The organism is Aeromicrobium phoceense (assembly GCF_013868155.1).
Classification (GTDB): domain Bacteria; phylum Actinomycetota; class Actinomycetes; order Propionibacteriales; family Nocardioidaceae; genus Aeromicrobium; species Aeromicrobium phoceense.
This window is the reverse complement of record NZ_JACEOG010000001.1, coordinates 1,248,135-1,269,681: the sequence shown is the minus strand read 5'-3', so window position 1 is coordinate 1,269,681 and position 21,547 is coordinate 1,248,135. Positions and strand designations below refer to the sequence as shown.

Sequence of the window (21,547 nt, the reverse complement as noted above, 5' to 3'; positions counted from 1 at the left end):
CCTCGGCTCAGCCGAGGGTGACTCCGATGAACTTCGGCTTGCCGAGGAGGTTGCCCTCGAAGCCATCGACGTCCTCGGAGAGGCCGACGATCGAGTTGCCGAACACGAGCGGGAAGAACGACGTGTCGGCGAAGACCGCCTCGGCGGCCTCGTCGAAGCCCGGCTTGCGCTCGTCGGGCTCGGTCGAGACGTCGGACTTCTCCAGCGCCTCCTCCAGGCCGGGCGTCCACTGGTCCGACGTGTTGAAGTAGCCCTCGTCCGAGAACAGCAGGCGGTACGTCATCGCCGGGTCCGGACGACCGGTCCACTGCGACAGGTACGCCGGCGACTTGCGGTCGTTGAAGTAGTCGCTCGTGCCCTGCACGATCTCGAGCGGCTTGATGTTGACCGTGACGCCGACGTCGGACCACTGCTGCTTGAGGATCTCGGCCACGCGGACGGTGGCGGAGTCGGCGTTGACGATCATGTCGAACGTCAGGTCGGTCTCACCCGCCGCGGCGAGCAGCTTCTTGGCCTCGTCGGGGTTGAACTCCGACTTGACCGACTCCGGCGGCGCCGCCCAGTAGTCGCTCGGCAGAGCGCCGTTCGCGACCGAGCCGCGACCGAAGTAGGCGCTCTTGAGCAGCGCCTCGCGGTCGATGGCCAGGCTCAGGGCCTTGCGGACCTGCGGGTCTCCGAGCTCCTCGGAGTCGCGGTTCAGGTACACCTGGTTGACGTTCACGCGCGGCGTGTCGCTGACCGCGACGCCCGAGGCCTTCTCGAGGCCGTCGGCGTCCGACGGCGACACGTCCATCACCACGTCCTGCTGGCCCGAGCGCAACGAGGTCACGCGGGTCTTCGGGTCGGGGATGATGTTGAAGTTGATCGCCGAGACGCGCTCGGCGTCCTTGTCCCAGTAGTCGGCGTAGCGCTTGACCTTGATGACCGAGCCGCGCTTCCACTCGACGAACTCCCAGCCGCCGGCGCCCACGGGCTTGGTGCTGAGGTCGCCACCGGCCGCCTCGGCCGCCTTGGGCGAGACCATCATGCCGGCGCGGTCGGCGAGCACGAGCAGCAGCGAGGCGTCGGGAGCGCTGAGCTTGTAGGTCACCGTGTACTCGTCGTCGGCCGTGACCGAGTCCACCGACGCGAGGTCGGCCTGGATGTTCGAGCCCTCGCCCTTGGCGCGCTCGAAGTTGTAGACGACGGCCTCGGCGTTGAACGGCTCGCCGTCGTGGAACTTCACGCCCTCACGCAGCTTCAGCGTCAGCTCGGTCGGCGACTTCTGCTCCCACGACTCGGCGAGTCCGGGCTGGGCCTCGAGGCCCTTGTCGTACGAGATCAGCGTGTCGTACAGCGGGTAGATCAGCACGTGGTCCGTGCCCGCGTTGCCGCGGATCGGATCGAGCGAGGACGCGTCGGAGACGGCCGCCACGCGCAGGGCGCGGTCGGAGTCGCCTGAGTCGCCCCCGCCACCGCCACAGGCGGCCACGACGGAGAGGAGGAGCGCCGCGGCGATCGCACCCCCACGGAATCGAATCTTCATGATGCCTGCCCTTCGGTCCACTGCTGACGCAGCTTGTACTTCTCGATCTTGTTGGTCGGGGTCCGGGGGATCTGCCCCACCGGGATCACGTCACGGGGCCGCATGAACTTCGGCATCGTGTCGAGACAGTGCTGCTCGATCGCGGCGCGATCGAACGTGTGGCCGTCGGCCACCTCCACGAAGGCGATGACGTCGTCCTCGTCGCCCTCGGCACTGGGCACCGCGATCACCGCGGCCAGCGCGAGGGACGGATGCTTGACGAGCATCTCCTCGATGTGGAAGCCCGAGATGTTCTCGCCCCGGACGCGGATCCGGTCGCCCATCCGGTCGATGTAGGCGAAGATCCCGTTCTCGTCGCGCACGGCGGCGTCGCCGGTGTGGAACCAGAGGTTCCGCCAGGCCTTCACCGTGGCCTCGGGCTTGGCGAGGTACTCCTCGTGGATCAGGGCGGGGACGCGCGGACGCATCGCCAGCTGGCCGACGACTCCGTCGGGGCAGACCCGGTCGCGCTCGTCGAGGATCGCCACCTCCAGGAAGGGCGTGGGCTGGCCCATGATGCCCTTCGGCATCGGGTCCTTGCCGCGCAGGACGAGCAGCCCGTTTCCCTCGAAGATCTCGCGCATCCGGTCGTGCGGGAGCCCGCGGTACAGGTCGTCCGGCGTGCCCTCCCCCGGCTCGGTCTGCTCGGTCAGGGTCACGAGCGGGTTGCCGGACTCGGACTGGCCGAACCCCGACGTCACGAAGTCGATGCCGAAGCGCACGGCGAACTCGTGGTGGTTCGCCGGCAGGGGCTGCAGGTGCACCTTGTTCAGCGGGTTGCGGCGGTCCTCGTCACGCGGCTCGGCGTTGAGCAGCCACGGCGTCATGACGTCCAGCAGGACGGCGGTGGTGCAGCCGGTCTCGGTGATGCGGCGCCAGAAGTCGTTGGGGCTGAAGCGGTCCCACAGGCTGACCGAGGCTCCGGTCCAGAGGGCCCGCACGACGTTGAAGTGCGCTCCGCCGACGTGGTACATCGGCAGGTCGTTGTAGACGACGTCCTCCGGGGTCATCATCGTGCGCGCGACCCACGTGTAGCCGTTGATCCAACGGTGCGACTGGACGACGCCCTTCGACGGGCCCGTCGTGCCGGAGGTGTAGATGACGTTCGCCGGATCGTCGAACTCGACGCGCACGTCGGGGCGCTCGGCCGGCTGCACGAGCTTGCCGAACTCGCCCTCGTGCAGGCCGTCGATGACGACCACGCGCGGCGAGCACTCGAGCCGGTCCTCGATGTCGAGGATCCGCTGGTGCATGGCCCGGTCCACCAGCAGCGCGGTGGGGCGGGTGTCGTTGAGCTGGTACGCCAGCAGGTCGCCCGCGTACTGGAAGTTCACCGGGGCGTAGACGGCGCCGGCCTTCCACAGCCCGTACATGACGAGGGTCGAGACGAGCGGGTGCGTGGTCAGGATGCTGACCCGCGAGCCGGGCCCGACGCCGAGGGCGGCCAGGTTCCCGGCGACGTGGTCGGTGGTGCGGCCCAGCTCGGCGTAGGTCAGCGTCTCACCGGTCTCGCCGTAGACGATCGCCTGGCGGTCGCCCGTGGCGGCCACGTGGTGGTCGAGCGCGTCGACCGCGGTGGCGAAGTCACACTCGAGCAGCGCTTCGAGCTCTGCACCGGTCACGGTGTCGCCCATGTCAGGGCCTCGTTCCGAACGACGGGGGGCCCACCTGCTCGGGGACCACGCGGTAGGCGTCGCGCACCCAGCGCGTCAGCAGCTCACGGCTGCGGCGCGGGTCGATGAGGTCCTGCACGCCGTAGCGCTCTGCGGTGCGGAACGGCGAGCGGGCGACCTCGAGCCGATCGTGGATCTCCTGCATCATCGCCGCGGGGTCGTCCGACGCCTCGAGGTCGGCACGGTACGCCGCCTCGACGCCGCCCTCCACGGGCAGCGAGCCCCAGTCGCCGGAGGGCCAGGCCCACTGGCGGTTGAAGCGGTGGCGGTTGATCTGACCGGCTCCACCGACGCCGAAGACCCGGCGCACGATGATCTCGGCCATCGGCACGCGCGCCTGGTAGGCGGCGACCACGGCGCGGGCGCCGCGACGGATCGAGGCCGACTTCTCGGCCGCGAGGCCGATCTGCATCCCCGACTGGTCGGTCAGGCTGACGATCGGCAGGTGGAAGGTCTCGCACAGGTCGATGAGGCGCGTCAGTGCGTCGGCACCGTTGGGCGTCATCGTGGCGCCCTTGTACGGATCGGTGGCCACGACGCCGACCGGGTGTCCGTCGAGGCGGGCCAGGCCCGTGTAGACCGAGGCGCCGTACCCGGCGTACTCGAAGTTCGAGCCGCCGTCGAAGATCGCGTCGAGGATCGTCCGCAGCCGGTAGGGCTGACGACGGTTGCGGGGCACGACGTCGGCCAGGCCCTCGGACGAGGTGGTCGGCTCGATGCCGGCGATGACCGGCGGCACGTCGTGGACGCTCGACGGCAGGTACGAGAGGAAGTCACGGACGGCCTGGAGGGCGGCCTTCTCGTCAGGGACGATCCGGTCGATGGCGCCGCTGCGGCGGTGCACCTCGGAGCCGCCGAGCTGCTCCTTGTCCAGGGTCTCCCCCGTGGCGTGCTTCACGACGGGCGGTCCGGCGACGAACATCTGCGAGATGCCCTCGATGAGGACGCTGAAGTGGCTCATCGCCACGCGGCCCGCGCCGAGTCCGGCCACGGGGCCCATGCAGGCGGCGACGACGGGGACGAGCGAGAGGTTGTCCACCAGGGCGTCCCAGCCCGGGTTGGCGGGCACGTAGGTGTAGCCGGCGTCCTCGATCATCCGAACGCTGCCGCCACCACCGGTGCCCTCGACCAGCCGCACCAGGGGTGCGCGCAGGGCGCCGGCCATCCGCTCGGAGTCGACCTGCTTGGCCATGATCGACGCGTCGGCCGCACCGCCGCGGATCGTGAAGTCGTCGGCGCCGAGGGCGACGCGGCGGCCGTCGATCTCGCCGAGGCCGAACACGAAGTTGGCCGGCATGACGCTGACGGTGCTGCCGTCATCGGCGCGCGTGGCGAAGCCCGCGAGAGCGCCGACCTCCTCGAAGCTGCCGTCGTCCAGCAGGTCGACGATGCGCTCGCGGACGGTGCTGCGCCCGTTCTCGTGCTGGCGGCGGATCTTGTCCTCGCCGCCGAGCAACTCGGCGAAATGCTGTCGGCGGGAGATCTCGTCGATCTCGTCGGACCACACGTGGCTCACTGCTGCCCCTTTGATCGGAGAGGCGGGCGAACCCACCTGGTTTTCACTCGACCTAAGCATTCGCTTAGGTCTGCGAAGTTCCACGTTAGGTGATCCGAATCACAGAATCAAGACTGAAGTTGAAGTTATTTTCATGTCGCTGAAATGCCAGTGGCCGAGCCCGGAAATCAGGCTCGGCCACGAGGAACGTCGGTCGAATCAGTCGCTGAAGCGCGCCACCACGGCGCCCTCCTCCACGACATCTCCCTCGGACGGCAGGATTTCCTGCACCACGCCGGCACGGGGAGCCACGACCGGGATCTCCATCTTCATCGACTCGAGGATGAGGAGGGGCTGCCCCTCCTCCACCTGGTCGCCGACGGCAACCTCGATCTTGAACACGGAGGCTGTCAGCTCGGATCGCACGTCGGACATGTCGTGACCTTTCATTGCTTCGTCATGGCGGAGGAAACCTAAGCATACGCTTATGATGAGATGATAGGGAGCCTGCAGCGCCACCCAGCGGCGCGCAGAGGCCGAAATGGAGTGACGACGATGGCCGAGACCAGCCCGGAGGCGACGATCCCGCCGCGCGTCCTGATCGACCGCGAGCACGCCGAGCGGCGGATCGAGCAGTTCTGGGACGAGCGCGCGTCGGGCGCCTCGCGCAAGATCCTGCGCGGCGCCACGCTGGCCTTCGCCGACCTCGGCTACCACGGCGCGTCCACGCGCGAGATCGCCACGCGCTCGGGCATGAGCTCGGCGGCGGTCTACATCCACTTCGAGTCCAAGCAGCAGCTGTTCCACCGCATCGCGTTCGAGGGGCACCGCGCCTCCACGGGCGCCTTCAGCCAGCCCGCGCGGCAGGCGGGCGACCCGGTGGGCCAGCTCAGGCTGGGAGTCGCGTCGTTCGCCACGTGGAACGCCGAGATGAACCTCCTGTCGCGCTCGATCGAGTACGAGATCCGGCTCCAGCGCGGACCGGAGTTCGCCGACGTGTGGGCGATGCGGCGCTCGGTCGACGACCACGTGCTGGAGATTCTCGAGGCCGGCGTGGCCGAGGGCACCTTCCGGCTCGCCGACCCCGAATGGGCCAAGATCACCATCCTGTCGACCTGCATCGACGTGGCGCGCTGGTACCGGCACGGATCCCCCCGCACGCCCACCGCGATCGGCTTCCAGTACGCCGACCTGGCGATGACCCTCGCCGGCGCCCGCCAGCTCCCGCACTGAGGGCTCGCGCGGGCGCGTCCGCACCCGCCTGTTGACACGACCGTCAAAGTCGGCTTCACTCGTTGACGCTGACGTCAATGAGACCGCCGTCACGTCCCGTGCCCGGTCTCCCCCGACCCCCCGGAGGCAGCCGTCCCATGACGACCCCGCAGACCCTCGACGCGTACCTGACCGAAGTCCGCCGGCTCCAGGACGCGCGGCGTCCCGCCGGGATCCCGGCCGAGGTCACCTACCCGGCCGGCGAGATCACGATCCCGGCTCACGTGTCGCACTGGGCGGGCGAGCGTCCCGACCATCTCGCGCTGGCCCTCGGCGACACCCGGCTCACCTATGCCGAGCTCGACGACGTGCACCGCCGGGTGGCGACGTGGATGTCCGAGCACGGCGTGAGCCGCGGCGATCGCGTCGCGGTCTACCTCGGCAACTCCACCGAGTTCGTCATCGCCTTCCTGGCCCTGCTGCGCCTCGGCGCCGTCCACGTCCCGGTGAACCCGATGTTCCAGCCGGCCGAGCTCGCGTACGAGCTGCTCGACAGCGAGCCGGTGCTCGTCGTGACCAACACGGCGCTGTCGTCGACGCTCGAGGCGTGCGCCGACCGGGTCCCAGCGATCCCCGTCCTGCTGACCGACGGCACCGGCGAGCTCGACTGGGAGTCGGCCGTGGCCGCGGCGCCGTACGCGGGCGACGACGGCGACCTCGACTCGCTCGCCGCGCTCAACTACACCGGTGGCACGACCGGCATGCCGAAGGGCTGCCAGCACTCGCAGCGCCACATGCTCTACACCGTGGCCAGCGCCGCCGCGGCCACCGCGATGCCGTCCGACGGCAGCTACGTCTCGCTCTGCTACCTGCCGATCTTCTGGATCGCGGGCGAGGACCTCGGCATCCTGATCCCCCTCGTGCTCGGCGGCACCAGCATCCTGATGGCGCGCTGGAACGCCGCCGAGGTGGTCGACACCGTCGAGCGCGAGCGCGTCACCCTCATGACCGGCACGGTCGAGAACTACCTCGAGCTGATGGACACCCAGGACCTGGCATCGCGCGACCTGAGCTCGCTGCTCGACCCGCAGGCCGTCTCGTTCGTCCGCAAGATGACCCCGGAGGTCCGGCACCGCTGGGCCGACCTCGTGCCCGACTCGGTGCTGCGCGAGTCGGCCTACGGCATGACCGAGACCCACACGATCGACGCGGTGCCCTACGGCTTCGCCGAGAACGACCAGGACCTGCTGGCCGAGCCCGTCTTCTGCGGGATCCCGGTGCCCGGCACCGACATCGCCGTCGTCGAGCTGGGCACCCAGATCCCCGTCCCGCTGGGCGAGGTCGGCGAGATCATCGTGCGCAGCCCCTCGGTCACCGACGGCTACTGGCGCAACGAGGAGGCCACCCGCGAGCAGCTGGTCGACGGGTGGATCCACACCGGCGACAACGGCCGCATCGACGAGCAGGGCTTCCTGCACTACCTCGGTCGCCGCAAGGAGATGATCAAGGTCCGCGGCATGAGCGTGTTCCCCGCCGACGTCGAGATGCTGCTGGCCCAGCATCCCGCCGTGGACTCGGTCGCGGTCGTCCCCACCGACGACCCCGACACCGGCCAGCGCCCCGTGGCGTTCGTCGTCCCCAAGCCCGGCTCGGACGTCACCGCCGAGGAGCTCGTGACGTGGTCGCGGGCCAACATGGCGACCTACAAGGTGCCGCTCGTCTCGGTGCTCGGCTCCCTGCCGATGACTGCCACCGGCAAGGTGCGCAAGAACGAGCTCGCCGACGACGCGGCCGCGCTCAACGCCGGGGCCTCCTCGTGACCACCCTGCCCACGCTCGAGGAGCTCGAGTCGCTCGGCGCACTGTTCACGCGGACGGTGCCCGAGCGGTACCAGGACCTCAACGGTCACGTGAACGTGCGCGGGCACTACGACCTGCACATGGACGCCGCCGAGGAGTCGTGGGAGCACCAGGTGGGCCTCGACCAGGCCTTCCTCGACCGCACGGGCCAGAGCTCGTTCAGCCTCACGCACCACGTGCAGTTCCACCGGGAGATCCTCGTGGGCCACGAGGTCTCGGCGCACCTGCGGATCCTGGCGCGCGGGCCCAAGACCGTCCACGCCGTCACGATCGTGGCCAACCGCACCACCGGCGAGATCGCCAGCACGCTGGAGTTCGTCGAGGCCTACGTGGACCTGACCACCCGCCGCACGGCGCCGTTCGCGCCCGAGGTCGCCGAGCGCATCGACGCGCTCCTCGAGCAGCACGCCGCGCTGCCGTGGTCGCTGCCTCCGAGCCATCGCCTCGGCACCACGCGTCCGAGCTGAACAGCGGGTCGCGCAGTCCGAGACGGACTCAGGCGGGCGAGGGCGGCGAGGGTCGAACCGCGCCACCGGGCGCGGCGCCGGCCGGCGGAGGCTTCAGGGCCGAGACGTCCTTGGAGGAGGACTCGTAGCCCCCACGCTTCGGTCGGCTCCTGCCGACTCGAGGCGCCTGGAATTCGGAGTTCTTTCTGGTCACCGGTCACTCCCCTCAGGCATCGATGAACTCAAGGTACTCGACCTCCTGGAACCGCACGAGCAGCCCACGACCGAGGATCGGTCGACCTGAGCCGCTCAGCTCGAACTCCCCGGTGGCCGGGTCGACCTCAGCGACAGCAGCCAGAAAGAGGTCCTCGGGCTCGGGGTACCCGGAGGCGTAGGACTTCAGCTCCCCACTGCTGGCGTAGGCGCCGCCCAGCCACGTACCGGACTTCAGCCTGAGTCGGATCCAGCCGTTCCGCGGTCCTTGGAAGAGATGGTCCCAGGCTCGAGGCGCAGGGTCCGGCCCGGTGATCGCGAGTGCCCATCGCTGGCGCGATCGCGTCCCCCACCCGACGGCGGTTCCTGCCACCAGTGGGACGGCGACGTAGAGGAGTGCGGTGGGCCAGGCCCACCAGGACGGCGGGTCGGCTCGAGCCAGCGGAAGGTGAGTCGACCACAGCCACCACGTGGCGGGAGCGAAGAGTGCATGGAGGACCGCCGAGCCGCCGACGAACCGGAACAGTCGGTCACTGGCTCCCGAGCCCCACCTGCCCACGATCCGCTCGAACGCCCACGAGTAGAGGGCTCCGGGCAGGAGCGCCAGAAGGACGACACCGAGAGCGTGCATGGTGGAGGGCATCCGCACATGGTGGCGATTCGGCCGGCGCCCTCACCAGAGGGTGGTGGCCGTCTGTGGAAATCAGTGGCCGAGGCAGGCCATCCAGATGCGGTGCATCTCCTCGACGGCCTCGTCCACGGTGGTCGCGCCGGCCACCACGAGCGGCGCGTAGCGGTCGTTCATCCCGGCGCCCATCGTCCCGAGGGCCTCGGGATCGGCCACCGGCTGGACCCGGCCCGCGCGGGCCTGCTGGCTGACGTACGTGGCGGTGCGGTGCACGGCCTCGCCCTGGATCTCGCTCCAGAGGCGGCGCATCTCGTCGTCGGCGACCGCCTGGTGGTTGAGCACCGTCATCAGCGCGAGGTTCTCGACCGTCGCCTCGAGCGTGGTCGCGATCGTGCGCCGCAGCACCTCGTCGACAGCGTCGCGATCGATCCCCGACAGGTCCTGGGCCCGCAGGAAGCGGTCGCGCACCTGCTCGGCGAGGACGGCGAAGACCTGCTCCTTGGAGGCGAAGTAGACGTAGAACGTGGCGCGGCTGACGCCGGCCCGGCGCGTGATCTCCGCGATCGTGGTGGCGCCGTAGCCGAGCTCCTCGAACGCCGCGCGCGCCGCGGTCAGCAGCTCGCCGTGCCGTTGCGCGTCCGCCCGGTCGTGGTCCTCGCGGATCGCCCAGCCCTGAGTCATGGCCTCACCCTAGCCTGCCCATTGACACAGGTGTCAACAGTCGCGAGGATGGAAGTTGACACCCACGTCAACACCAGGAGTCGACGATGAAGGTCCTGATCGCCAACCGCGGCGAGATCGCCCACCGGATCGAGCGCGCGGTCCGTGCTCTCGACTGGACGCCCCAGCACGTGCACACCGCCGAGGAGGCGGGCAGCGCGGACCCCGAGAGCTACCTGCTCCCGAAGGCCGGCGTGGCCGGGTACCTCGACGTCGAGGCCATCGTGGCCGCCGCGGTCCTGACCGGCTCGGACCTGGTGCACCCCGGTTACGGCTTCCTCAGCGAGAGCGCGGAGCTCGCACGGGCCTGCGAGGCCTCGGGGCTCACGTTCGTCGGCCCGGACCCGACCACGCTCGAGCTGTTCGGCGACAAGGGCAGCGCCCGCGAGCACGCGCTGGCCCACGGCGTCCCGGTCCTGGACGCGACGGGACGCGACGCCTCCCTCGCCGAGGTCGCGGCCCTGCTGGAGCGCCACCCCGCGGGCATCATGATCAAGGCCGTCTCCGGCGGTGGCGGCCGCGGCATGCGCCCCGTCACCGACGCCGCCGACCTCGCCGAGGCGTACGACCGCTGCCGCTCCGAGGCCGAGCGCGCCTTCGGCAACTCCTCCGTCTACGCCGAGCGGCTGCTCGCCAGCGCCAAGCACATCGAGGTGCAGGTGCTGGGCGACGGCGCGCGCGTCGTCACGCTCGGCGAGCGCGAGTGCTCCGTGCAGCGCCGCCACCAGAAGGTCATCGAGGTCGCGCCGAGCCCGTCGCTGACCGACGCCCACCGCGAGCGCCTGACCACGTGGGCGAAGGACCTCACCGCTCCCCTGGGCTACCGCGGCCTGGCCACGGTCGAGTTCCTCGTCAACGCCGACCTGCTGCGCCGCGGCGGTCCCCTCGACGCCGTGTTCATCGAGGTCAACCCCCGGCTCCAGGTGGAGCACACGGTCACCGAGGAGGTCACCGGCACCGACCTCGTGCGGGCCCAGCTGCTCGTCGCGGCCCGCCACCGCCTCGACGAGGTCGGCGTGCCGACCGACGTGCAGCCCCGCCCGGGCGTCGTCGCGATCCAGTCGCGCGTCAACGCGGAGGAGGTCGTCGGCGGCACGGTCGTCTCCACCACCGGCACCGTCACCGGGTTCTCCGCTCCCGACGGCGTCCGCGTCGACACCGGCATCGCCGCTGGCACCGTCGTCGACGGCACGTTCGACTCCCTCCTCGCGAAGGTCGTCACCGTCACCGAGGGCGACCACGCCACGGCCTGCGCCGACGCCGACGCGGCCGTCGCCGCCCTGCGGATCGAGGGCGTGCGGACCAACGTCCCGCTGCTGCGCGAGCTGCTGGCCCACGACGCCGTGCGCAGTGGTGAGGTCACCACCGCGTGGCTCGACCGCCTGCTCGCCGATCGCGCCGATTCCGAGCGCGCCACCGACGAGTCCGGCACCGTCTCCTCGGTCATGAACGGCACCGTGCTGGCCGTGTCGGTGAAGCCCGGCGACACCGTCGGGCCGAAGACGCCGCTGGCGACCCTCGAGTCGATGAAGATGGAGCACCCCGTCACGGCCGGGTTCGCCGGCACCGTCACCGAGGTCCTCGTCGCGACCGGGGAGCAGGTGGCGGCCGGCCAGCCGATCGCCGTCGTCGCGCCCGACGACACCGTCGACCACCAGCACGCCGAGGACGCGGACGTCGACCTCGACCACATCCGCCCCGACCTCGCGGAGCTCCAGGACCGGATCGCCCGCACCCGCGACTCGGCCCGGACCGAGGCCGTCGCGAAGCGGCACGCCCGCGGCCACCTCACCGCGCGCGAGTGGGTCGACCTGCTCGTCGACGAGGGCACCTTCACCGAGTACGGCGCCCTGACGGTCGCGGCCCAGAGGCAGCGCCGCACGCTCGACGACCTGATGGACAACACCCCCGCCGACGGCATCATCACCGGTCTCGGCACGATCAACGGCGACGACTCCGAGACGTCGCGCCGCTGCGCCGTCCTGGCCTACGACTACACGGTGCTCGCCGGCACCCAGGGCTACTTCAACCACAAGAAGACCGACCGCCTGCTCGAGCTGGCGCGCGACCGGAAGCTGCCCGTCGTCCTCTTCGCCGAGGGCGGCGGCGGCCGTCCCGGCGACACCGACACGGCTGACCTGCTCGCCGCAGGGCTGAACGTGCGCACCTTCGCCACGATGGGATCGCTGAGCGGCGTCGTGCCGACGGTCGGCATCCTCACGGGCCGCTGCTTCGCCGGCAACGCGGCCCTCCTGGGCTGCTGCGACGTCATCATCGGCACGGAGGACGCCAACCTCGGCATGGCCGGCCCGGCGATGATCGAGGGCGGTGGACTCGGCGTCTTCACGCCCGAGCAGATCGGCCCGATGTCGGTGCAGGGCCCCAACGGGGTGGTCGACATCGTCGTCGGCGACGACGCCGAGGCGATCAGCGTGGCCCAGCGGTACCTCTCCTACTTCCAGGGCGGTCGCACCGCGTGGGACGCCGCCGACCAGCGACGCCTGCGCCACGTCATCGGCGAGAACCGCAAGCAGGTCTACGACATCCGCACGGTCATCGACGCGCTGGTCGACACCGACAGCGTGCTGGAGTTGCGCCGCGAGTTCGGCACCGGCGCGATCACCGCCCTGGTGCGGATCGAGGGCCGGGCGTACGGACTCGTCGCGAACAACCCCGCCCACCTCGGCGGCGCGATCGACGCCGACGCGGCCGACAAGATGGCTCGCTTCCTCCAGCTGTGCGACGCGCACGGCCTGCCCGTCGTGTCGCTGTGCGACACCCCCGGCTTCATGGTCGGGCCGGAGAGCGAGCAGACCGCCACCGTGCGCCACTTCAGCCGGCTGTTCGTGATCGCCGCGCACCTCAAGGTGCCGATGACCACGATCGTCCTGCGCAAGGCCTACGGGCTCGGCGCGCAGGCGATGGCCGCCGGCGGCTTCGCCCAGACCACCGCGACGGTCTCGTGGCCCACCGGCGAGATCGGCGGCATGGGACTCGAGGGCGCGGTGCGCCTGGGCTTCTCCAAGGAGCTGGCCGCCATCGAGGACGAGCAGGCCCGGGCCGACCGCTACGAGGAGCTCGTCGCGCAGCACTACGAGGCCGGCAAGGCGATCAACGGCGCGATGAAGCTCGAGCTCGACGAGGTCATCGACCCCGCCGACACCCGCCGCTGGATCGTCGCCACCCTCGGCGACTGGGACGGCGAGGGCTCGCACCGGTTCGTCGACACCTGGTGAGCCGGCGGCGCGTCTGAGCAGTGGTTTCGATACGCCGCTCGTTCCTCGCGAGCTACTCAACCACCGGACGCCGAGCAGGCGTATCGAGATCACGCACCCGGTGATCGAGTAGCACTGCGAGGAACGAGCAGGCGTATCGAGATCACGCTGGTAGCGACCGCTCGATCGTCGTCACGACACTCGTGACCGACGGCCTCGTCGGCGTGCTCGAGAACCCGAAGCGGCAGGGCGGGTCCACCGGCCGGAGGTCCCCGAGGTCGGTCCCCCGCCACGTTCCCGCCATCGCGTCCACCGAGACGATCCCCGTCGCGCCGTACCACTCGCGGCGGTCGTTACCGGCCGTCCCGCGCGTCCTTACGCCTCGCATCACGACGCGCGCAATCGGGTCGATCGCGCCGCACCAGGCGGGCGCTGTCGCGAGGCGTGCGGGCACCAGGCGGAGCAGCGCACCCAGCGGCGTCCGCCCACCCACCACCAACCGCAGCGACAGCGACGGCGTCGCGACCTGCCACCCGTCGGCCGTGTCCGTCACGGACACGGGCTCGACGACGTGCTCGTCGAACGTGTAGGTTGCCGCGACGAAGTCCCGCACCCGCTCGGACGGGGCCAGCAGCACGCGGTGACCGGACGCGTCCTCGATCATCACGTCCGCGAACGCGCCCCACGGCGAGGCATCCCAGCGCCCGACGACCACGCGGATCCCGCTCGTGCTGCCGACGCCCGCGATGCGGCCGACGAAGCGCTCCCTGATCCGACCCGGCTTCACGAGCCCATCCTGCCCGCTCGGGGCCAGCGGCTGTCGGTGGCGAGCGGCAGGATGGGGGCATGTTGCTCGCCGAGCTCGTCGCCACCTCCACCGAGGTCGCCGCGACGCGCTCCCGGAAGGCGAAGGTGGCGCTGCTCGCCGAGCTGCTCGGCCGGGTCGAACCCGACGAGCTCGAGGTCGTGGTGTCCTACCTCGGTGGCGCCCTTCGCCAGCGGCGCACAGGCCTGGGCTGGCGGGGCGTGAGCGCCCCCACCCCGCCTGCCGACCAGCCGTCGCTGGACGTGCTCGAAGTCGATGCGGCGTTCGAGGCGATGTCGCGGCTGTCGGGGTCCGGCTCCCAGCGCGACCGCCGGGAGGCCGTCGCCGACCTCTTCGCGCGGGCCACCGCCGCCGAGCAGGCGTGGCTCCGGGCGATCGTCACCGGCAACCTGCGCCAGGGCGCGCTCGACGCCGTCACGCAGGAGGCCGTGGCGCAGGTCGCGGGGGTGCCGGTGGCCGCGGTGCGCCGGGCGGCGATGCTCGCCGGCAGCACGGTCGCCGCGGCGAGCGCCGCCTTCGAGGGCGAGGAGGCACTGGCCGCGATCGGCCTCGAGGTCGGCCGACCGGTCATGCCGATGCTGGCCTCGAGTGCACCCGACGTGGCCACCGCCATGGCCGGTCTCTCCCCCGACGGCCGCACCGACGTCGCCATCGACGCCAAGCTCGACGGCATCCGCATCCAGGTCCACCGCGACGGCGACGCGGTGCTCGTGGTCACCCGCAGCCTCGACGACATCACCGACCGGCTGCCCGAGGTGGTCGCGGTCGCCCGCTCGCTGCCCGCCACGCGGTTCGTGCTCGACGGCGAGGCGCTGGCTCTGTCCGACGACGGCCGTCCGATGGCCTTCCAGGACACGGCCAGCCGCACGGCCCAGGCCGCCGGCGTCGCGATCACGCCCCACTTCTTCGACGTGCTCCACGTCGACGGCCGTGACCTGCTCGACTCCCCCGGACACGAGCGCACGGCCGCGCTCGACGCGCTGGTGCCCGAGGCCCACCGGGTCCGCCGCCTCGTCACCTCCGACGCGGCGGCCGCCGACGCCTTCGCCGCGGAGACCGTCGCCGCCGGGCACGAGGGCGTCGTCCTCAAGGACCTCTCCGCTCCCTACGCCGCGGGGCGCCGCGGCGCGGCCTGGGTGAAGGTCAAGCCGGTCCACACGCTCGACCTGGTCGTCCTCGCCGTGGAGTGGGGCTCCGGCCGCCGACAGGGCTGGCTCTCGAACATCCACCTCGGCGCGCGCGACGAGTCGTCCCCGACCGGGTTCGTGATGCTTGGCAAGACCTTCAAGGGGATGACCGACGCGATGCTCACCTGGCAGACCGAGCGGTTCCTCGCCCTGGAGACGCACCGCGAGGGTCACGTCGTCCACGTCCGGCCCGAGCAGGTCGTCGAGATCGCCTTCGACGGGCTCCAGCGCTCCACCCGCTACCCCGGCGGCCTGGCCCTGCGCTTCGCCCGCGTCGTGCGCTACCGCGACGACAAGGCGCCGCACGAGGCCGACACCATCGATGCGGTGCGCGCGCTCGCCGGCGCTTGAGCAGAACCCTCGCCTGATCTCGATACGGCGTCTCGCTGCGCTCGCCACCTACTCGATCACCGGACCGGCCCGGACAGACAGCAGCCCCGCCGGGGAGGAATCCGGCGGGGCTGCTGGCTTGTGGGCGTCAGTCCGCGTTGCGGATGCTGCGCAGGTTCACGACGCGGTAGCCGGCGTCGAAGGTGAGCCCCTTGGTGAAGTAGTTCACGACGGGGATCATCAGCGGGACGAAGTCCACCCGCTCCAGCAGCGCGGCCTCGGCCTCGCCCCAGAGCTTGCAGCGCTCGTCGCCCTCGACCTTCGAGAGCTGGTCCTTGACCATCGCGTCGAACTCGTCGTTGTCGACGCGGCCCCAGTTCAGCGCGCCGCCCTCACCGTAGACCGAGCTCATCTTCGTGGCCATGGGGAACGGCGTGCGGATCGCGGTCTGGTACGGGTAGACGATGATGTCCCAGTCCTCGTCGTCGCCGTAGATCGTGCCGGCCGCCTGGGCCTGGGTGCCGCTCGTGATGTTGACCTTGATGCCCAGCTGGCGCACCGCGTCGGCCAGGTACTCCGGTCCGGAGTTCTGGACGTCGTAGCCCAGCATCTCGACCGTCAGCTCCTTGCCGCCCGGGCCGTAGCCGGCCGCCTCGAGCTCCTTCTTCGCGGTGTCCAGGTCGAACTCCGGGGTGAACTGCTCGTTCTCCGGGGTGTAGCAGTTCATGTCCGGCGTGATGAAGGTCCGGGTGGGCTCGCCCAGGCCGAACGAGGCGGCCTTCGTGAAGCCCTCCGGGTCGATGGCGTGGGCGACGGCGCGGCGCAGGCGCTCGTCGGCGAACGGACGGCCCTCGCGCTCGTTGAACGAGATGGCGTCGGCGCCGTAGGCCTTGCCCTGGATCGGGTCGTTGTCCTGCACCAAGCGCTCGTTGTCGCGGCCGAGGATCGCGGCGATGTCCGTGGCCCCGGTCTCGAAGAGGTTGGCGCGGGTGGAGTCCGACGTCACGACGCGCATCGTGATCTTCGCCGGGACCTCCTCGTCCTCGCCGAGGGCCGGCGAGTCCCACGACTCGAGCACGTACTCGTCGCCGCGCTTCATCGAGGCGATCTTGTAGGGGCCGGAGCCCTGCGGCTCGGTGCCGAGGCTCTCGACGTCCTCAAGGCCCTTCGGGCAGACGACGAATGCGTTCGTCATCGACTCCAGCATGTCCGCGTGGGGCTGGTTGACCTCGATGGTCAGGGTGTCGGCCTCGTCATCACCGACGATCGCCTTCGCGCCACCGGGACCGAAGAGTCGACCGGTGAACGGCGAGCCCGACTTCGGGTCGGCGAGGCGCTTCATGTTGTTCGCGACGTCCGACGGCAGCAGGTCGGAGCCGTCGCTGCACTTGAGGTCGGGGCGCAGGGTGAACACGACCTTCGTGGGCGTGACCTCCCACTTCGTGGCCATGGCCGGGGCGACGCCGCCCGTCTTGCGGTCCTGGCGGACCGGAGTGTCGTAGAGCGCCTCGAACAACTGCATCGACCCTTGGTCCGACGACGAGATCGCCGGGTCGAAGGTGTCGATGTCGTTGCGCAGGTCCATCACGAGGCTCTCGGGAACCTCTCCCGCCGGGCCTTGCGCTCCCCCGGACTCCCCTCCGCACGCGGCGAGCGTGAGCGCCGCGATCGTCACCAGTGCAGATGCCTGAACTCGTCTCGACATGACCAGCCTTTCCCTCCGATGGACATGTGATCGGTCTCACATGTTCAGCCCATCCTGATGGCGCCGACCCGCAAAGTCAATGTTGAACTCAGGTTTATATGAAGTTGGTTTCAACTCAAGCGAAAGGGCCGCGCGGATCACCGCGCGGCCCCTCCGTGAAGCTGTCTCAGCGAGCGTGCGTGACGCCGCCGTCGACCGTGATGGTGGAGCCGACGACGTAGTCGCCCGACCGTGCCGCGAGGTAGATCGCAGCGGCGGCCATGTCCTCGGACGTGCCGATGCGGCCCGACGGGATCGAGGACTTGATCTCCTCGGCGTGGTCGCGAGCGTCCTTGTTCATGTTCGAGGCGAACGCGCCCGGCGCGATGCCGCTGACGGCGATGTCGTCCTCGATCAGGCGGATCGCCATGCGGCGCGTCAGCTGGATGACCCCGGCCTTGCTGGCGTGGTAGGAGTACGTCTCCTGCGGGTTCAGGCTGATGCCGTCGATCGAGGCGATGTTGATGACCTTGGCGAGGTGGTCGCCGGTCGCGGCCACGAGGTCCGACTTCAGCGCCTGCGTCAGGAAGAACAGCGACTTGACGTTGAGGTCCATGACCTTGTCCCAGCCGGACTCGGGGAACTCGTCGAACGGCGCGCCCCAGGCGGCACCGGCGTTGTTGACCAGGATGTCCAGGCTCGACTCGTGCTCGCGGTAGCGCGCGACGAGGTCGTTGATGCCGTCCAGCGTCGAGACGTCGGCCGGCAGCGACACGCAGGTGCCGAACTCCGAGAGCTCGGCGGCGGTGGCGTCGCACGCCTCGGCCTTGCGGGCCGAGATGTAGACCCGCGCGCCCTGCTTGAGGAAGCCCTCGGCGATCATGCGGCCGATCCCGCGGGACCCTCCGGTGACGAGAGCGGTGCGGCCTTCGAGTGAGAACAGTGACGTGGTGTCCATACGTGGATCCTCCAGGTGGTGGGTGAGGTGGGTCGGGGGGGGGGGTCAGGACTGCGGCAGGTCGACGAGGTCGGCCAGGTCGGAACGGTGCGCCGCGGGCGTGCCGAGCGCGAGCTGGTCGGACTTGGCCCGCTTCAGGTACAGGTGGATCGCATGCTCCCACGTCATGCCGATGCCGCCGTGGAGCTGCAGCGCCTCCTCGGCCGCGTGCAGCGCGACGTCGGAGCAGTACGACTGCGCCACGGCCTGCGCGACGGGGGCGTCCGGATCGCTCGTGGCGAGCGTGTCGGCCGCGTACCGCGCGGCCGCCTGCGCCTGGGTGACCTCGAGGTAGAGGTCGGCGAGCCGGTGCTTGATCGCCTGGAACGAGCCGATCGGCCGGGCGAACTGGATGCGCGTCTTCGCGTACTCCACGGTGGTCTCCAGGCACCACTGGGCCAGGCCCAGCTGCTCGGAGGCCAGCAGCGCGGCGCCCGCGGCCAGGGCTGCGTCGACGGCGGCGATCGCGGCGTCGCCCTCGGCGAGCACCTGCCCCTCGCCCGTCGGGGTGACCGACGCCAGCGGCCGGCTCATGTCGAGCGACGTGAGCGGCGTGACGTCGGCGGTCTCGTGCAGCACGAGCCGCACGGTCCCGCCCTCGGACGTGGGCACCAGGAAGAGGTCGGCGCCGATGGCGCCCGCGACCGGAGCCGTGGCACCCTCGCCCGCCGACCAGGCGCCGGCACGAGCCGACCACGGCAGGACGAGCACGGCACGGCGCTCGCCCGAGGCGACCCGGGGCAGGACGTCCTGAGCCTCGACCGACAGCAGGACGGTGGTCGCGATGACCGCGCTCTCCAGGAACGGGACGGGCGCGACGGTGCGACCGAGCTCCTCGAGCACCACGGAGGCCTCGCGCGCACCTGCACCCGCGCCTCCCCACTGCTCGGGAACCAGCAGGCCGGCCAGTCCGAGGTCACCCGCGAGGGCGGACCAGGCGGCGGAGACGTCGGTCTCCGGGGCGTCGTAGAGCGCCGCGACGGTCGAGGGATCGACGGTGCGCTTCAGCGCGCCGCGCACGCTGGAGCGCAGCGACTCCTCGACATCCGAATACAGCAGTTCACTCATCGGGGCACCTCGTTGAAGGGGACGCCCTTGTCGGGGCGGTGGTCGGCGGGCAGGCCCAGCACGCGCTCGGACACGACGTTGCGCATGATCTCGGACGTGCCGCCCTCGATCGAGTTGCCCTTGGCGCGCAGGTAGCGGAAGCCAGGGCCGCGGCCCAGGAAGCTCGCGGACGCGGTGCGCACCATGGTCCAGTCGTCGTACTGCAGCCCTGCGTCGGGATCGAGCTCGAGCGCGAAGCCGGACACCTGCTGTGCCTGCTTCGCGAACGCGAGCTTCATCGCCGAGCTCTCGGGGCCGGGCTGACCGACGGCCAGCTGCTGGCGCAGGCGCTCGCCCGCGAGGCGGGTGACCTCGGTCTCGACCCACCACTGCATGAGCCGGTCGTGCTCGGCGGCGGAGCGGACCGACGGGTCGGTGCGCCACCGCTCGGTGACGATGCCGATCTGGCCGGCCTCGCGGTCGGCCCCGCTGCTGATCGCCACGCGCTCGTTGTTGAGCGTCGTGGTGGCCACGCGCCAACCTTGGCCGACATCACCGACCCGGTCGGCGTCCGGCACGCGCACGTCGTTCAGGAAGACCTCGTTGAACTCGGCCTCGCCGGTGATCTGGCGCAGCGGACGCACGTCGACGCCCGGATCGGCCATGTCGACGACGAAGTACGACAGGCCGGCGTGCTTGACCACGGTCGGATCGGTGCGGGCGACGAGGATCGCGCGCTGGGCGTTCTGCGCCCCCGAGGTCCAGACCTTCTGGCCGTTCACGATCCAGGTGTCGCCGTCGAGGACGGCCTTCGTCGCCACGCCCGCGAGGTCGGAGCCGGCACCGGGCTCGCTGAAGAGCTGGCACCAGACCTCCTCGCACGTGAAGAGGGGGCGCAGATACCGCTCCTGCTGCTCGGGGGTGCCGAACGCGATGAGCGTCGGCGCCGCCATGCCCAGGCCGATGCTGTTCAGGCCGAGGTCGGGCGCCGGGGCACCCGCCTCGGCGAGCAGCTGCTCGACCACCTGCTGCTCGTCACGCGGGCGGTCCAGGCCGCCGCGGCCCACCGGGAAGTGGACCCACGCGAGCCCGGCGTCGAACCGGGCCCCGAGGAACTCCACCGGGTCGACCGTGGCGAGGTCGAAGCGCTCGAGCAGTGCCGCCACCTCGGCGCGAACGTCAGTCACGCGTCCCCGCCTTGCGCAGCTCGTGACGCGCGAGGGCGTTCTTGTGCACCTCGTCCGGCCCGTCGGCGAAGCGCAGCGTGCGCACCTGGGCGAACCACTCGGCGATCGGGAAATCCTGGCTGAGTCCGCCACCGCCGTGGACCTGGATCGCCTTGTCGACGATCCACTCCACCGTGCGGGGGGCGGCGATCTTGATGGCCTGGATCTCGGTGTGGGCACCCTTGTTGCCGACGGTGTCCATGAGCCACGCGGCCTTGAGGGTCAGCAGGCGGATCTGCTCGATCTTGACGCGCGACTCGGCGATCCAGTCGCGGACGACGCCCTGCTCGCTCAGCGGCTTGCCGAAAGCCACGCGGTCGTTGGCTCGCGCGACCATCAGCTCGAGGCTGCGCTCGGCGATGCCGATGAGACGCATGCAGTGGTGGATGCGGCCGGGCCCGAGGCGAGCCTGGGCGATCGCGAAGCCCTCGCCCTCGCCGGCGATGAGGTTCGTGACGGGCACGCGCACGTCGGTGAAGATCACCTCGGCGTGGCCGCCGTGGTCGCGGTCGTCGTAGCCGAAGACGCGCATGCCGCGCTTGATCTCGATGCCGGGGGTGTCCCGCGGCACGAGGATCTGCGACTGCTGGCGGTGACGCGACGCGTTGGGGTCGGTCTTGCCCATGACGATCATGATCTTGGCGTTCGGGTTCATCGCACCCGAGATGAACCACTTGCGGCCGTTGATGACGTACTCGTCGCCGTCGCGCACGATCGAGGTCTCGATGTTGGTCGCGTCGGAGCTGGCCACGGCCGGCTCCGTCATCGCGAAGGCGGAGCGGATCTCGCCCTCGAGCAGGGGCTCGAGCCACTGCTTCTTCTGCTCGTCGGTGCCGAACATGCTCAGCACCTCCATGTTGCCCGTGTCGGGCGCCGCGCAGTTCGTGGCGGTCGGGGCCAGGTGCAGGCTGCGGCCCATGATCTCGCACAGCGGCGCGTACTGGAGGTTCGTCAGGCCGGCGCCCTCGGCGCCCGGGTGGAAGAGGTTCCACAGGCCGCGCTTCTTCGCCTCGACCTTCAGGCCCTCGATCACCGGCGGGGGCGACCACACGTCGGGAGCTGCTTCGAGCTGCTCCCAGAACGTCGCCTCGGCGGGGTAGATGAACTCGTCCATGAACGAGGTCAGGCGCTCGATCAGGTCGTTGGTGGTGGCGTCGTAAGCAAATTCCACGGGGTACTCCCAAAGGTGAATTCAGATTCAACTCAGGCTAGCGCCTCGCCCCGC

Annotated in this window: 17 protein-coding genes; 5 read left to right on the top strand and 12 right to left on the bottom strand. The window is 70.7% G+C overall.

Annotated elements, in window-relative coordinates:
- Nucleotides 1–7: 7 nt before the first annotated feature.
- The 4 genes from H1W00_RS06085 to H1W00_RS06070 all read right to left on the bottom strand — a co-directional run bounded on the left by H1W00_RS06085 (nt 8) and on the right by H1W00_RS06070 (nt 5,167).
- The gene (locus H1W00_RS06085; protein WP_181754563.1) at nt 8–1,525 is read right to left on the bottom strand and encodes an ABC transporter substrate-binding protein; all 1,518 of its coding nucleotides are present in this window, start codon (nt 1,523–1,525) and stop codon (nt 8–10) included.
- Nucleotides 1,522–3,198 (bottom strand): class I adenylate-forming enzyme family protein, encoded by a 1,677-nt coding sequence (locus tag H1W00_RS06080; RefSeq protein ID WP_181754561.1) that lies wholly within the window; start codon nt 3,196–3,198, stop codon nt 1,522–1,524. The genes H1W00_RS06085 and H1W00_RS06080 overlap by 4 nt, the downstream gene beginning before the upstream one ends.
- Before the next feature lies 1 nt (nt 3,199).
- Nucleotides 3,200–4,753: an acyl-CoA carboxylase subunit beta gene (locus H1W00_RS06075; RefSeq protein ID WP_338072840.1), complete on the bottom strand. Its 1,554-nt coding sequence runs from the start codon at nt 4,751–4,753 to the stop codon at nt 3,200–3,202.
- Between the two features lie 198 nt (nt 4,754–4,951).
- Complete coding sequence (locus H1W00_RS06070) at nt 4,952–5,167, bottom strand: biotin/lipoyl-binding carrier protein (RefSeq protein WP_181754557.1); 216 nt, start codon at nt 5,165–5,167, stop codon at nt 4,952–4,954.
- Nucleotides 5,168–5,287: 120 nt separating this feature from the next.
- On the opposite strand from H1W00_RS06070, the gene H1W00_RS06065 reads away from it, so the two are divergent.
- The 3 genes from H1W00_RS06065 to H1W00_RS06055 all read left to right on the top strand — a co-directional run bounded on the left by H1W00_RS06065 (nt 5,288) and on the right by H1W00_RS06055 (nt 8,270).
- Nucleotides 5,288–5,965 carry a TetR/AcrR family transcriptional regulator gene (locus H1W00_RS06065; RefSeq protein ID WP_181754556.1) on the top strand — a complete coding sequence of 226 codons (678 nt, stop codon included), beginning with the start codon at nt 5,288–5,290 and terminating at the stop codon, nt 5,963–5,965.
- A 137-nt stretch (nt 5,966–6,102) separates the two neighbouring features.
- A complete protein-coding gene (locus tag H1W00_RS06060; RefSeq protein ID WP_181754553.1) occupies nt 6,103–7,764 on the top strand; it encodes an AMP-binding protein in 1,662 nt (553 codons plus the stop codon).
- Nucleotides 7,761–8,270, top strand: coding sequence for a thioesterase family protein (locus H1W00_RS06055; protein ID WP_181754551.1), 510 nt, complete (start codon nt 7,761–7,763; stop codon nt 8,268–8,270). Before H1W00_RS06060 ends, H1W00_RS06055 begins: the two co-directional genes overlap by 4 nt.
- Before the next feature lie 205 nt (nt 8,271–8,475).
- On the opposite strand, the gene H1W00_RS06050 is transcribed toward H1W00_RS06055, so the two are convergent.
- Together H1W00_RS06050 and H1W00_RS06045 are read right to left on the bottom strand one after the other, a co-directional pair.
- Entirely contained in the window at nt 8,476–9,105 is a 630-nt protein-coding gene (locus H1W00_RS06050; RefSeq protein ID WP_181754549.1) for a DUF6338 family protein, read from the bottom strand.
- 60 nt (nt 9,106–9,165) lie between these two features.
- A complete protein-coding gene (locus H1W00_RS06045) occupies nt 9,166–9,771 on the bottom strand; it encodes a TetR/AcrR family transcriptional regulator (protein WP_181754547.1) in 606 nt (201 codons plus the stop codon).
- An 86-nt stretch (nt 9,772–9,857) separates the two neighbouring features.
- On the opposite strand from H1W00_RS06045, the gene H1W00_RS06040 reads away from it, so the two are divergent.
- On the top strand, nt 9,858–13,046 hold the full coding sequence (locus H1W00_RS06040; RefSeq protein WP_181754545.1) for an acetyl-CoA carboxylase family protein: 3,189 nt from the start codon (nt 9,858–9,860) through the stop codon (nt 13,044–13,046).
- A 142-nt stretch (nt 13,047–13,188) separates the two neighbouring features.
- Here the strand turns inward: H1W00_RS06040 and H1W00_RS06035 are convergent, their stop codons facing one another.
- Complete coding sequence (locus tag H1W00_RS06035) at nt 13,189–13,812, bottom strand: hypothetical protein (RefSeq protein WP_206679975.1); 624 nt, start codon at nt 13,810–13,812, stop codon at nt 13,189–13,191.
- Nucleotides 13,813–13,871: 59 nt separating this feature from the next.
- On the opposite strand from H1W00_RS06035, the gene H1W00_RS06030 reads away from it, so the two are divergent.
- Nucleotides 13,872–15,389, top strand: coding sequence for an ATP-dependent DNA ligase (locus tag H1W00_RS06030; RefSeq protein ID WP_181754543.1), 1,518 nt, complete (start codon nt 13,872–13,874; stop codon nt 15,387–15,389).
- A gap of 127 nt (nt 15,390–15,516) precedes the next feature.
- Here the strand turns inward: H1W00_RS06030 and H1W00_RS06025 are convergent, their stop codons facing one another.
- From H1W00_RS06025 to H1W00_RS06005, 5 genes are all read right to left on the bottom strand, one after another.
- Nucleotides 15,517–17,073 (bottom strand): ABC transporter substrate-binding protein, encoded by a 1,557-nt coding sequence (locus H1W00_RS06025; protein ID WP_181754541.1) that lies wholly within the window; start codon nt 17,071–17,073, stop codon nt 15,517–15,519.
- Between the two features lie 166 nt (nt 17,074–17,239).
- Entirely contained in the window at nt 17,240–18,010 is a 771-nt protein-coding gene (locus H1W00_RS06020; protein WP_181754539.1) for an SDR family oxidoreductase, read from the bottom strand.
- Nucleotides 18,011–18,055: 45 nt separating this feature from the next.
- A complete protein-coding gene (locus tag H1W00_RS06015; RefSeq protein ID WP_181754537.1) occupies nt 18,056–19,117 on the bottom strand; it encodes an acyl-CoA dehydrogenase family protein in 1,062 nt (353 codons plus the stop codon).
- Nucleotides 19,114–20,283, bottom strand: coding sequence for an acyl-CoA dehydrogenase family protein (locus H1W00_RS17010; protein WP_181754535.1), 1,170 nt, complete (start codon nt 20,281–20,283; stop codon nt 19,114–19,116). The genes H1W00_RS06015 and H1W00_RS17010 overlap by 4 nt, the downstream gene beginning before the upstream one ends.
- The gene (locus tag H1W00_RS06005; RefSeq protein ID WP_181754533.1) at nt 20,276–21,493 is read right to left on the bottom strand and encodes an acyl-CoA dehydrogenase family protein; all 1,218 of its coding nucleotides are present in this window, start codon (nt 21,491–21,493) and stop codon (nt 20,276–20,278) included. The genes H1W00_RS17010 and H1W00_RS06005 overlap by 8 nt, the downstream gene beginning before the upstream one ends.
- Nucleotides 21,494–21,547: the final 54 nt, after the last annotated feature.

Bases quoted from the DNA above. Each gene is read 5' to 3' on its own strand.
- H1W00_RS06070 (WP_181754557.1), bottom strand. From the start codon at position 5,167: ATGTCCGACGTGCGATCCGAGCTGACAGCCTCCGTGTTCAAGATCGAG.
- H1W00_RS06050 (WP_181754549.1), bottom strand. From the start codon at position 9,105: ATGCCCTCCACCATGCACGCTCTCGGTGTCGTCCTTCTGGCGCTCCTG.
- H1W00_RS06065 (WP_181754556.1), top strand. From the start codon at position 5,288: ATGGCCGAGACCAGCCCGGAGGCGACGATCCCGCCGCGCGTCCTGATC.
- H1W00_RS06080 (WP_181754561.1), bottom strand. From the start codon at position 3,198: ATGGGCGACACCGTGACCGGTGCAGAGCTCGAAGCGCTGCTCGAGTGT.
- H1W00_RS06060 (WP_181754553.1), top strand. From the start codon at position 6,103: ATGACGACCCCGCAGACCCTCGACGCGTACCTGACCGAAGTCCGCCGG.
- H1W00_RS06085 (WP_181754563.1), bottom strand. From the start codon at position 1,525: ATGAAGATTCGATTCCGTGGGGGTGCGATCGCCGCGGCGCTCCTCCTC.
- H1W00_RS06045 (WP_181754547.1), bottom strand. From the start codon at position 9,771: ATGACTCAGGGCTGGGCGATCCGCGAGGACCACGACCGGGCGGACGCG.
- H1W00_RS06040 (WP_181754545.1), top strand. From the start codon at position 9,858: ATGAAGGTCCTGATCGCCAACCGCGGCGAGATCGCCCACCGGATCGAG.
- H1W00_RS06020 (WP_181754539.1), bottom strand. From the start codon at position 18,010: ATGGACACCACGTCACTGTTCTCACTCGAAGGCCGCACCGCTCTCGTC.
- H1W00_RS06015 (WP_181754537.1), bottom strand. From the start codon at position 19,117: ATGAGTGAACTGCTGTATTCGGATGTCGAGGAGTCGCTGCGCTCCAGC.
- H1W00_RS06025 (WP_181754541.1), bottom strand. From the start codon at position 17,073: ATGTCGAGACGAGTTCAGGCATCTGCACTGGTGACGATCGCGGCGCTC.
- H1W00_RS06030 (WP_181754543.1), top strand. From the start codon at position 13,872: ATGTTGCTCGCCGAGCTCGTCGCCACCTCCACCGAGGTCGCCGCGACG.